The following is an 11424-nucleotide window of genomic DNA, read 5'->3' as shown; positions in this document are numbered from 1 at the left end:
CGGCCCCACTGCCAACCGATGAGGACCGCATCATGTCCGGCTCATGGCGTTTCCTGCTGGTGCTCGCGCTGTTCGCCGCCAGCATCCCGTTCTGGCCGTTGCAGCCGCAACAACCGGTGGCCAAAGAAGCTGAAAGCCCTTGGGGGGCCGACTACTTCCCCAACATCCCCCTGCTCACCCAGGACGGCGAGCAAGTGCATTTCTTCGACGACCTGATCAAAGACAAGGTTGTCGCCATCAACTTCATCTTCACCGGCTGTTCCGATTCCTGCCCGGTAGAGACCGCACGCTTGCGCCAGGTGCAGAAGATTCTTGGCGACCGGGTCGGCAAGGACATTTTCCTGTACTCCATCAGCATCGACCCTTACAACGACACGCCCGCCACCCTCAAACGTTACGCTGAAAAGTTCGGTATCGGCCCCGGCTGGACGCTGCTCACCGGTGAACCTGACGACATCGAACGGTTGCGCCGTAGCCTGGGGCTGTGGATTGACGGCCTGGAAAACGGCCGTTCCAAGGACCACAACCTGAGCCTGATCATCGGCAACCAGGCCACCGGCCGTTGGATGAAGGCTTCACCCTTCGAAAGCCCGTATATCCTCGCCGATCGCCTGGGCAACAGCCTGCACAACTGGAAACAGGCCAGCGCCCTGAACAATGACTACGCCCAAGCCCCGGAAGTACGCCCGCCAAGCAGTGGCGAGCAGATCTTCCGCACCCGTTGCTCATCCTGCCACACGCTGGGCAATACCGAGCCGGGGCAACCCGGTATAGGTCCCGACCTGCTGGGCGTGACCCGCCAGCGTGATGCCAACTGGCTGACCCGCTGGTTGAAAGAACCCGACCGCATGCTGGCAGAGAAAGACCCCCTGGCCATGCTGCTGTACGAGCAGTACAACCGCCTGGCGATGCCCAACATGCGCCTGGGTGATGCCGAAGTCAGCGCCTTGATGAGCTACATCGAAGAGGAAACCGCACGCCTGCAGGCGCCCTTGGCGGATACGGGAAACCCTTAAAGGCAATTAGCTATCAGTCATCAGCCTGTCATCTTATTGTCGTATTTTTCGAGCATCACCCAGGGTCGGGAACTATCAGCAGTGATTCGCCGTTCGCTTTCATCCACCAGCCTCCTGCGGCTGCTGATCCTGATGCTGTGTGCAGCCACCCTGGCCTTTCTTTGGGGGCTGCACATCCTCTCCGTAACCGCCGCCCACCCGGCGTGCGGCCTTGGCCTGTCTACACCCTCGGCATTGCCCTATTCCCGGCAGTTCTGGCTGAACCTGAGCATGACCCTGCTGATCCTCGGCAGTTTGCTGTGCACCTTGCGCCTGCTGCGCAAGCACCAGGAGGCCTTCAACGCACTGGAGCAGGCTCAACAGGTCAACCAGCAACTGATCGGGCGCCTTGAGGACGAACACCGGCGCAGCAGCCACGCCGCCGCCACCGACCACCTCAGCGGGTTGCACAACCGTCGCCAGTTCGTCGAGGTGGCGGGCCAGGCGCTTACCCGGCAACGGGGCAAGCGCCGGCTGATGGCGATACTGTTCATCGACATGGACCGCTTCAAGTCGATCAACGACTCGCTCGGGCACAAGATCGGCGACCTGCTGCTGCAGGCTGTGGCCGGACGCATCCAGCGCCTTCTGGACCCCGGCGACGAGGCTTCGCGCTTTGGCGGCGACGAATTCGTGGTGCTGCTGGCAGGCGAACGCAGCGAGGAACAGATCAATACCTGGGTTCGCGAACTGGTCCAGCGGTTGTCGGCCACCTATGCCCTGGATAGCCAGGAGGTCAACACCAGCCCCAGCGTGGGCGTAAGCATCTGCCCCCGCGACGGCCAGGACATCGACAGCCTGATCCGCAGTGCCGACGCGGCGATGTATTCGGCCAAACAGGCCGGGCGCGCGCAATATCGCTTCTTCGACCCCTCACTGAACCTGGCCGACATTCAGGCCTTCACCCTCGAACAGGCGTTCGGCAGTGCCCTGGCCGAGCGCCAGTTCGTGCTGCACTACCAGCCACAGATTCGCCTCGACACCCAGCAAGTGCTGGGCTACGAAGCACTGGTACGCTGGGATCACCCTGAATTCGGCCTGCTGTACCCGGACCGCTTCATCGACCTGGCCGAACGCAGTGGCTTCATTGTCGAGCTGGGTTGGGAGGTGTTGCGCCTGGCCTGCGAGGCATTATCGGGGTGGGACGCCCAGGGCCGAGAGACGCGGCTGGCGGTCAATGTCTCCGCCCTGCAACTGCGCCAGGACGACTTCGCTACGCGGTTGCTGAACGAACTGCAACAGTATGCAATTGCGCCGCAGCGGCTGGAGCTGGAAATCACTGAAACCACCATCCTCGACCCGGAAAGTACCGCTGTGGCGCACCTGCACACCCTGCGCAGCGCGGGCCTGGGCATCAGCCTGGACGATTTCGGCCGCGGCTACGCCGGCTTCGCCCACCTGCATTCGTTGCCGCTAAGCAAGCTGAAAATCGACCGCTCGCTGATCGCCCCCTTGTCCAACAGCCATGACGACAGCCCGATCGTGTCCTCCACCATCATCCTGGCCAAACGGCTGGGCCTGGAAGTGGTGGCCGAAGGTGTGGAAACCCGTGAGCAGGTGGTGTGCCTGAAACTGGCGGGTTGCGATATTGCCCAGGGCTATCACTTCAGCCGGCCGCTGTCGCCGGCGCAGTTGCGCGACTACCCGCACTTCAACGGCATCGAGGCCTCGCACGATACCATGGGGCTGGTGCCGGCCCTGCAGGATGGCGTTGCCCCGACGCCGCATTAGGTGCTTGTCATGGGATTTCGGTTTATCGTGTGCCCATCACCCACCGACAGCCGCACCATGACCGATATCGAGCGCTACCTTCGCGCCGCCACCCGTGACAACACCCGGCGCAGCTACCAGGCCGCCATCGAGCACTTCGAAAGCCACTGGGGCGGCTTTCTCCCGGCCACCGCCGAGAGCATCGCCCGCTACCTGGTCGAACATGCCGAACACCACGCCGTCAGTACCCTGCGTCAGCGCCTGGCCGCGCTCAGTCAATGGCATGTCGCCCAAGGTTTCCCCGACCCGACCAAGGCACCGCTGGTACGTCAGGTTCTACGCGGCATCCGCACCCTGCACCCGACGCCGCCCAGGCAGGCGGCCCCACTGTTGCTGCAACACCTGCAAACCGCCGTGGCGTGTTTTGAAGAGGAGGCTCGCCAGGCCCGCGAACACCACGACCTGGCCGCCCTGCGCCGGGCACGCCGCGACACTGCGTTGCTGTTGCTGGGCTTCTGGCGAGGTTTTCGCGGTGATGAACTGGCACGCTTGCGCATCGAACATATCCAGGCCGAAGCCGGTGTCGGCATCACGCTGTTCCTGCCGCGCAGCAAGGGTGACCGCGAAGCCTTGGGCGTGCAGCACCGCACCCCTGCCCTCAAGGCCCTGTGTCCGGTAACGGCCTACCTGCAATGGCTGGAAGTTGCCGGCATTGCCCATGGGCCGGTGTTTCGCAAGCTTGACCGCTGGGGCAACCTCGGTGAAAGCGCGCTCAACAGTAACAGCCTGGTCGGCCTGTTGCGGCGCATGCTGGAACGTGCCGGGGTACCGGCGGCGCTGTATACCGGCCACTCGCTACGGCGTGGCTTTGCCACCTGGGCCACAGCCAATGGCTGGGAACTGAAATCACTGATGAGCTACGTGGGATGGAAAGACGCCAAGTCGGCGCTGCGCTACATCGACTCGGCGCAGCGTTTTGGCGAACTGGCCGTGTTGCCGGCCAGCCAGGCCCAAGCGCTTATTCCTTGAAGCTGTGCCGGGCGACACCGCCAATTGTCGGGTGAATGGCATACAGGTCGCCGGCATCCGGGTAATGGAGCAGGTCTTCAGGGCTCATGTCGAAACGTGCGGTGCTGATGAACAAGGTATTCATGCCGGGCCCGCCAAAGCAGCAGCTGGTGGGGCACGGTACCGGCATCAGTACCTGATCGGTCAGGTGGCCGTGGCGGTCGTAGCGCAGCAGGCAGCTGCCATGGTACTGGCACACCCACAGCCCGCCTTCGCGGTCCAGCGCCAGGCCATCTGGCCGCCCCAGTTCGGCAGGGGTTTCGGCAAACAGCGTAACAGTGCCCAGCCGGCCCTCCATGAGGTACTCGGCACGGTAGATGGCGCGCGCCGCCGAATCGACGAAGTACACCGTCTGGCCGTCTTGCGACCAGGCAACCCCGGTGGGCAAGGCCATGTCATCGTGGATGACCTCGTCGCTCAACTGCCCGTCAAAACGGAACAGCGCCCCGGTATTGCCGCTAAGGGCATCGTCCATCAATCCGGTAACGAAGCGCCCTTGCGGGTCACAGGCGCCGTCGTTGAAGCGGTAGGTGGAGCGCGGATGGACCGATGCCGAATGCTGGCATACCTTGCGCGCCGGCACATCGAAGATGGCCACGCTGGCATCTTCGGTGAAAATCAGGTTGCCCCGGTCGGTCAGCGCAAGGGCGCCAATGCGCGCGGCTGATGCGTAAAGGTTCTCGACTTCGCCGTCTGGCGTCAGGCAGTTGATGCGCCCGCCAGAAATATCGATGAAGTACAACGCGCCGTTACGCTCATCCCAGACCAGGCTTTCGCCCAGGTCGGCGCGGGTATTGGCGACCTTGACTGGCACGCAGCTGCATTCCTTGATGCGGGGCGATCTTCCGGCCTGCCCCATGCCATAGGCCAAGCCCAGGCCCTGTGCGGCATCGGTGACGGCCGCAACTTCGTTGTGGAAAGGCTCTGTAACGGGCATTTCTGGCTACCTTCGATTCTCCTTTTTACGATAACAACAAAAAATTCAATGACTTAATATTAAAAGCATGCAACTTTGATATCTCATGGATATCACCCCCGAGTCGCCGCGCTGAAGGAATGCTTGATTGATCGAGACACGTTTGCTCAGGCAGTTCATCGCCGTGGCCGAAGAGCTTCATTTTCACAAGGCTGCCGAGCGCCTGCACATGGCACAGCCGCCGCTGAGCCAGGCGATCAGCCGCCTGGAAGAAAAGCTCGGTTTCAGCTTGTTCTTGCGCAATACGCGCGGGGTGCGTCTGACCCCGGCTGGCACAGCCTTTCGCGATACGGCTTACCGCGTGCTTGCCGAGCTGGAACAGGGTATCGAGTACGCCCGTAATGTCTCTGCGGGTGTCAGCGGGAAACTGACCATCACGGCCATTTCCATCGCCTATTACGACTCGCTGCTCAACAGCTTGCGGCGCTATCGCGAGACTTACCCGAACGTGCAACTGACCCTGCGCGAGATGCCATCGGCGACGCAGGCCAAGGCGCTGCTGGCCGGCGAGGCGGATATCGGCTTCATGCGCAGGCTACCGCTGCCGGTGGGTACGCTGGAGTCACGGCTGCTGCTTGACGAGCAGATTGTCATGGCGCTGCCCGCCGGCCATGTGAAAGCGCAGCAAGGCGACGTCGACCTGCGCGAGTTTGCCAATGAGGACTTTGTGTTTACCCCGCAAGCGTTGGGCGGCGGCTACCATGCCCAGCTGGTTGCCCTGTGCGAGTCGGCCGGCTTCTACCCTCGGGTGGTACAGGAAGCCGCACAGATTCATACCCTGCTGGGGCTGGTCGCCTGTGGTTTCGGTGTGGCCCTGGTGCCGGCCTCATTCGCCCGATCGACCCCGCGCGAGCGTGTTCAATTCTGTGCGATCCGCCCGATAGACGAGCAATCCACCCCAGGCATCGGCCTGTACATGAAATGGAACGCCCAGAATGCCTCGCCTGCGCTGGCCAATTTCATCGCCCTGTTCGAAGACGCAAAAACGCTTTGATCAGGCGCGCGCTGCGCAGCGCCATAACCGGCCCACGTCACAAGCCCGAGCCTGCAGCAGTTCTGCCGCATTGGCACACGCTTGCTCCAGGCTCATCGGCCCGCTGGCCAGCGCAAATGCAGCATCGACCCCATGGGCATACAACTGCTGGTAGCCCTCACCCAGTGTCCCGGCCAGCACCACCACCGGCACACCGTGGCGCTTGGCGACCCGGGCAACCCCCATCGGCGTCTTGCCGCGCAGTGTCTGGGCATCGAAACGCCCCTCACCCGTCACCACCAGGTCCGCGCCCTGCACCAAGGCGTCAAGCCCGGCCAGTTCGGCCACCACCTCTACCCCCGGGCGGAACTGTGCCCCCATGAACGCACGGGCGGCGAAGCCCATACCACCGGCAGCGCCGCATCCAGGGTAGTCGCGCACATCGTCGCCCAGCAGCTGTGCACAGTGGTCGGCAAAATGCCCCAGCGCCTGGTCCAACGCCTGCACCTGCTGCGGGTTAGCGCCTTTCTGCGGGCCGAAAATCGCCGATGCGCCGTTGGCGCCGCACAGCGGGTTGTCGACGTCCGCCGCGACTTCGAATTGCACCTCGGCCAGGCGCGGGTCGAGGTGACTGGCGTCGATCCGCGCCAGCTTCGCCAGTGCCAGGCCGCCCTCTTCCAGCGCTTGCCCGTCGGCATCCAGCAGGCGCAGGCCCAGCGCGCGCAGCATGCCGCTGCCCGCATCGTTGGTGGCGCTGCCACCGATGGCCAGCACCACCCGCTGTGCGCCGGCGGCCAAGGCGGCGGCGATCAGCTCGCCGGTGCCCCAGGTGCTGCTGCGGCACGCATCACGCTGGCCGGTTGGCACCAGCTGCAAGCCACTGGCCTGGGCCATTTCGATGATGGCCGTGCGGCTTTGTGGCAGCCACCCCCAGCCGGCTTCGACGCTGTGCCCCAATGGCCCACGCACCGCTTGGCGGCGCAGTTCGCCGTGGCTGGCGGCCAGGATCGCCTCCATGGTGCCCTCGCCGCCGTCGGCCATCGGGCACTCGACCAAGGCTGCGTCCGGCCACGCCTGGCTCAGGCCAGCTGCGATGGCGCGGGCGACACCGGCAGCATCAAGGCTGTCCTTGAACGAGTCGGGGGCAATGACGATCTTCATGGGGATTCTCCTGTCCTGATGAGCGGCATGCTGACAGGTGCCCGCCAGGCTGGCCTCGGTCAAATGCACAAAACGCCGGGCGGGTTGTTTGGGCAGATGCCTTCGTGGCGGCGCCTGCAGGCGCCGCGTCAGTCAGCAGGCAACAGCTGCAACCCCAGGTACAAGCTAAGCATCCCCTCCATGCGCAGCGGGTCGACCTCACCCAGTTCGGCGATCCGTTCCAGGCGATAGCGCAGGCTGTTGCGGTGGATGCCCAGGGCATCGGCACAGGCCTGGCTCTGGCCGTCATGGGCACACCACGCGCGTAGGGTGGTGAGCAACTGCCCACTGTTGTCCTTGGCGCGTATGCGCTGTAACGGTTCCAGCAGTTCATCCAGCGCGTCATCGTTGCGATGCCGCCACAGCAGTGCCGGTAGCCGGTAGCGATGCAGGCTCAGCAAGCGCTCGCCGGGGAGTACCTCGCGCCCGTAGGCCAGCAAGTCTCGCACCCGGCGATAACCTCGGCGCAGTTGCTCCAGGCTCTGCGCGGTACTGCCCAAGGCCAGGCGCTCCACGCCCCAGCCATGGCGTTGCAGGCGCTCGAGCAGGCGTGGCTCATCCAGCGTCACACCTGCGGGCCGACACCACAGCAACGACTGCCGCGCCGGGCTGACACACCAGCTGTCCGGGTAACGGCTCAGCAACCACGCGGCAAGCGCCTCGGCGGGCGGCCCCGAGGCCAGCTCGAACAGGCAAGGCACCCGTGGCAACTGCGGCTTCAGGCCCAGTTGCCGGGCTTCGTCGAGCAAGCGTGGCGAGTCGCCGCTGCCGCCTAGCAACAGCGCCAGCAGGTCATCACAACGCTGGCGTCGCCATTGCTGGTCGGCTTGCAAATGGCGCTGGGCCAGCAGCATCTCGGCGGTCATGCGTACCAGCTCGCCATAGGTGCGCACCTGTTGCGGGTCACCCGTCAGGCCCAGTACGCCCATCAGCCGGCCATCGAGCATCAGCGGCAGGTTTACCCCGGGCTGCACGCCCTTCAGGCATTTGGCCGCATCAGTATCCAGCTCGACGATACGGCCATTGGCCAGGACCAGTTGCGCGCCTTCATGGCGGGTGTTGATACGCTCCGGTTCACCGCTGCCCAGGATCAACCCCTGGCTGTCCATGACATTGACGTTGCACGGCAGAATGGCCATCGCCCGGTCAACGATATCCTGTGCCAGGTCATGGTCGAGTTCGAACATTGCGGGGTCCTTTAGGTGTCAGGCTTTTGGGCTCGGGCACAGCAGCCTGGGCCAGGCACTGTGCAAAAGCACAAAGACAGGCTGGCCGCAGTCCCCGAGACTCGTCAGGGCGAGCGCCGGCACAGGCGACGCGGCGACAACCATAACAACAGAGAACCCGATCATGGCACACAGCCCCGCCCCTGACCAAGGCACGGACACCACCCGCAACGCGCTGTACCGGCGCATCACCCTGCGGCTGATTCCGTTCATTTTCATCTGCTACCTGTTCAACTACCTGGACCGCGTCAACGTCGGCTTTGCCAAGCTGCAGATGCTCGACGCCCTGAAGTTCAGCGAAACGGTGTACGGCCTCGGCGCCGGCATCTTCTTCATCGGTTACGTACTGTGCGGTTTACCAAGCAACCTGGCGCTCAACCGGTTTGGCCCTCGGCGCTGGATTGCACTGATGATGATCGCCTGGGGCAGCCTCTCCACCTGCCTGCTGTTCGTCACCACCCCCACCGAGTTCTACACCTTGCGCCTGCTCACCGGCGCCGCCGAAGCCGGCTTCTTCCCGGGTGTGGTGCTGTACCTCTCGCGCTGGTTCCCGGCGGCCCGTCGCGGGCGCATCATGGCCCTGTTCATGTCGGCGATCCCGGTGTCGGGCTTGCTCGGTGGGCCGTTCTCCGGCTGGATCCTGCAGCACTTCGCCGCTGGCCAACACGGCCTGGCCGGCTGGCAGTGGATGTTCCTGATCCAGGGCCTGCCGACCGTTGCCCTGGGCATACTGGCGGTGTTTTTGCTCAGTGACGGCTACCAGAAAGCGCCTTGGCTGAGTACGGCGGAACGCCAGCTGATTGCAACCGACCTGGAAGCCGATGCTGCCGGCAAACCGAACACTACCGGCGACAGCGTACTGGCCGTTTTGACCAACCCGCTGATCTGGACCTTCGGTTTCGTCTACTTCTGCATCCAGAGCGGTGTGTACGCGATCAACTTCTGGCTGCCATCGATCATCAAGAACATGGGCTTCGACAACCCGCTGCTGATCGGCTGGCTCAGCGCCATTCCGTACCTGCTGGCGGGTGTGTTCATGATCCTGTGCGGGCGCTCGGCCGACCTGCGCAACGAGCGCCGCTGGCACCTTGTAGTGCCGATGCTGATGGGTGCTATCGGCCTGCTGATTGCGGTGAACTTCGCGGGTAACCCGACCATTGCCATTCTTGGCCTGTCGATTGCCACCATGGGCGCGCTCACCGGCCTGCCGATGTTCTGGCCAATGCCCACCGCGCTGCTCAGTGCCGGTGCCGCTGTGGCCGGTTTGGCCATCATCAACTCGGTGGGCCAGATGGCGGGGTTCCTCAGCCCGTACCTGGTGGGGTTCATCAAGGACCAGACCGGTTCAACCGATGCCGCACTGTATTCGCTGGCGGCGCTGATCGTGGTGGGTAGCCTGGTAGCCTTGCGGGTAACGCGGGCAGGTGCGCTGAGTACTGCAAAGGCCAGTTGAGCCCATTCGCGGGCTCGCCCGCTCCCACAGGGCCGCCACAGTGTTCGAGCTCGTGGTGATCCTGTGGGAGCGGGCAAGCCCGCGAAGAGGCCATCCCAGGCCACACACCCTCCACCGATCGTCAGCTCAACGCATCCCCTCCCCACCTCAGGCGTCAAATGGTTCCAAAGGCCCCTTTGGAGAACCCCCATGACCCAGCACGCCGTGGCCCGCCTTAGCCAGCTCGACGAACACCGTCCTCTGCGTGTTCAGGCCGGTAGCGAAGAACTTGTCCTCATCCGCCAGGGCGACCAGGTTCGTGCCTACCAAGGCAACTGCCCCCACGAAGGTGCGCCACTCAATGAAGGCGTGGTTTGCAGCGGCTTGCTGGTCTGCCCTTGGCACAAAGCCGCCTTCGCCGTGGACGATGGCGTGGTCTGCGAGCCCCCGGCGCTGGCCGACCTGCGTCGCTACAAAACCTGGGTCAAGGGCGATGAAGTCTGGGTCGATGACCAGCCCCTTCCAGCCATCGAACCGCCACGGCACAGCGATGCCCGCTGCTTCGTCGTGGTCGGTGCTGGCGCCGCCGGCAGCGCTGCAGTCGCTACGTTGCTGGCCCACGGTTTCGCCGGCCGGCTGGTGTGGGTCGATCAGGAACGCCAGCCCGCCTACGACCGCACGGCCCTGAGCAAATTCGTGATTGCCGGGCAGATGCCGCCCGATGAAGTCCCCGCCCTGCTTGATGCCGAAGCCTTGCGCAAGGGCCAGTTGGAGCGCAAGCACGGCAAGGTGCGCACACTCAACAGCCAGAAACGCCAGCTTACGCTCGCCGACGGCCAACAGATCGATTACGACGCCTGCCTGCTGGCCACTGGCGGGAAAGCACTGCGCCCGGACATCCCCGGCGCCGACCTGCCCGGGGTGTTCACCCTGCGCTCACGGGAGGATGCCGCCCAGTTGCTCGATGCAGCCGAACCCGGCCAACCGGTGGTCATCATCGGAGACGGCTTCATCGGCCTCGAAGCCGCCTCGGCATTGCGCAAGTACGGCCTACAGGTTCACGTGGTCACCCGCCACGAAGTCCCCCTGGCCCGGCAGCTGGGTGAACGCATCGGCCGCAGCATCCGTGAGCTGCAAGAGCGCAAGGGGGTCACCTTCCACGGCCCTACTGAAGTTCAGCGCATCGAGGGCCGGGACAAAGTCGAAGCCGTGCAACTGGCCAACGGAGAACGGCTTCAAACACCCTTGGTGCTGCTCGGCACGGGGGTAAAACCGGCCACTGCCTTCCTCCAGGGCGTGCCGCTGACCGAGGACAAGTCTGTGAGGGTCGACGCAGAACTGCGCGCTGCCGATGGCCTGTGGGCGGCAGGAGATATCGCCACCTTCCCGCTCACCGGTCGACCTGTGCGCATCGAGCACTGGCGTCTGGCCCAGCAACACGGGGTGATCGCTGCAGCCAACATGCTTGGCGAGCAGCGCCGCTATGCCGATGTGCCGTTCTTCTGGACTTACCAGCACGGCCGCACTTATGAAGTGCTTGGCCACGCCCGGGACTGGAACCGGATCGAGTTCGTCGGTGAGCCGGAAAAAGGCGATTTCATTGCGCTGCAGTGTGTGGATGAACGGGTTGAGGCTGTGGTCGCCAAGGGTTATTCCGATGCCATGGCAACGCTGTCGCAACACATGAAACGCCCGTTGAGCCTGCAAGAGGCTTTGGCGCTAATTGGCTGAGGTCCGCCTTTCAATGCGCCCCGGTTGTGTGTAAAACAGCTGGATCAGCCGAC

The 11424-nt window shown here is 64.1% G+C and carries 8 protein-coding genes and 1 pseudogene; 6 read left to right on the top strand and 3 right to left on the bottom strand.

Annotated elements, in window-relative coordinates; translation table 11 throughout:
• The first annotated feature begins 32 nt into the window (after positions 1–32).
• From A0O30_RS22915 to A0O30_RS22905, 3 genes and pseudogenes are all read left to right on the top strand, one after another.
• Complete coding sequence (locus tag A0O30_RS22915) at positions 33–1016, top strand: SCO family protein (protein WP_105948209.1); 984 nt, start codon at positions 33–35, stop codon at positions 1014–1016.
• 225 nt (positions 1017–1241) lie between these two features.
• Positions 1242–2786: pseudogene (locus A0O30_RS22910) on the top strand (putative bifunctional diguanylate cyclase/phosphodiesterase); the annotation flags it as partial.
• 9 nt (positions 2787–2795) lie between these two features.
• On the top strand, positions 2796–3794 hold the full coding sequence (locus A0O30_RS22905) for a site-specific integrase (protein WP_105948147.1): 999 nt from the start codon (positions 2796–2798) through the stop codon (positions 3792–3794).
• On the opposite strand, the gene A0O30_RS22900 is transcribed toward A0O30_RS22905, so the two are convergent.
• Positions 3784–4692, bottom strand: a complete 909-nt coding sequence (locus tag A0O30_RS22900; protein ID WP_232888505.1) for an SMP-30/gluconolactonase/LRE family protein — start codon at positions 4690–4692, stop codon at positions 3784–3786. The genes A0O30_RS22905 and A0O30_RS22900 overlap by 11 nt on opposite strands.
• Positions 4693–4897: 205 nt before the next feature.
• Here A0O30_RS22900 and A0O30_RS22895 point away from each other — a divergent pair, with 205 nt between their 5' ends.
• Complete coding sequence (locus A0O30_RS22895; RefSeq protein ID WP_105948145.1) at positions 4898–5803, top strand: LysR substrate-binding domain-containing protein; 906 nt, start codon at positions 4898–4900, stop codon at positions 5801–5803.
• Here A0O30_RS22895 and A0O30_RS22890 read toward each other — a convergent pair whose 3' ends face one another.
• Together A0O30_RS22890 and A0O30_RS22885 are read right to left on the bottom strand one after the other, a co-directional pair.
• Positions 5804–6943, bottom strand: coding sequence for a glycerate kinase (locus A0O30_RS22890; RefSeq protein ID WP_016715247.1), 1140 nt, complete (start codon positions 6941–6943; stop codon positions 5804–5806). It abuts the gene before it with no gap.
• A 128-nt stretch (positions 6944–7071) separates the two neighbouring features.
• Positions 7072–8169 (bottom strand): sugar diacid recognition domain-containing protein, encoded by a 1098-nt coding sequence (locus A0O30_RS22885; RefSeq protein WP_105948144.1) that lies wholly within the window; start codon positions 8167–8169, stop codon positions 7072–7074.
• A 163-nt stretch (positions 8170–8332) separates the two neighbouring features.
• Here A0O30_RS22885 and A0O30_RS22880 point away from each other — a divergent pair, with 163 nt between their 5' ends.
• Together A0O30_RS22880 and A0O30_RS22875 are read left to right on the top strand one after the other, a co-directional pair.
• Entirely contained in the window at positions 8333–9661 is a 1329-nt protein-coding gene (locus tag A0O30_RS22880) for an MFS transporter (RefSeq protein WP_105948143.1), read from the top strand.
• 189 nt (positions 9662–9850) lie between these two features.
• Entirely contained in the window at positions 9851–11371 is a 1521-nt protein-coding gene (locus A0O30_RS22875) for an FAD-dependent oxidoreductase (protein WP_105948142.1), read from the top strand.
• The last annotated feature ends 53 nt before the right edge of the window (positions 11372–11424 follow it).

Origin of the sequence: Pseudomonas sp. LLC-1 (assembly GCF_002992185.1) — a bacterium.
Lineage (GTDB): Bacteria > Pseudomonadota > Gammaproteobacteria > Pseudomonadales > Pseudomonadaceae > Aquipseudomonas > Aquipseudomonas monteilii.
The sequence above is the reverse complement of the archived record's forward strand: the minus strand, read 5'-3'. Positions and strand labels throughout refer to the sequence as shown.

Coding starts and splice junctions, on each gene's coding strand:
- A0O30_RS22890 (WP_016715247.1), bottom strand. CDS start 6,943: ATGAAGATCGTCATTGCCCCCGACTCGTTCAAGGACAGCCTTGATGCT.
- A0O30_RS22885 (WP_105948144.1), bottom strand. CDS start 8,169: ATGTTCGAACTCGACCATGACCTGGCACAGGATATCGTTGACCGGGCG.
- A0O30_RS22915 (WP_105948209.1), top strand. CDS start 33: ATGTCCGGCTCATGGCGTTTCCTGCTGGTGCTCGCGCTGTTCGCCGCC.
- A0O30_RS22875 (WP_105948142.1), top strand. CDS start 9,851: ATGACCCAGCACGCCGTGGCCCGCCTTAGCCAGCTCGACGAACACCGT.
- A0O30_RS22900 (WP_232888505.1), bottom strand. CDS start 4,692: ATGGGGCAGGCCGGAAGATCGCCCCGCATCAAGGAATGCAGCTGCGTG.
- A0O30_RS22905 (WP_105948147.1), top strand. CDS start 2,796: ATGGGATTTCGGTTTATCGTGTGCCCATCACCCACCGACAGCCGCACC.
- A0O30_RS22880 (WP_105948143.1), top strand. CDS start 8,333: ATGGCACACAGCCCCGCCCCTGACCAAGGCACGGACACCACCCGCAAC.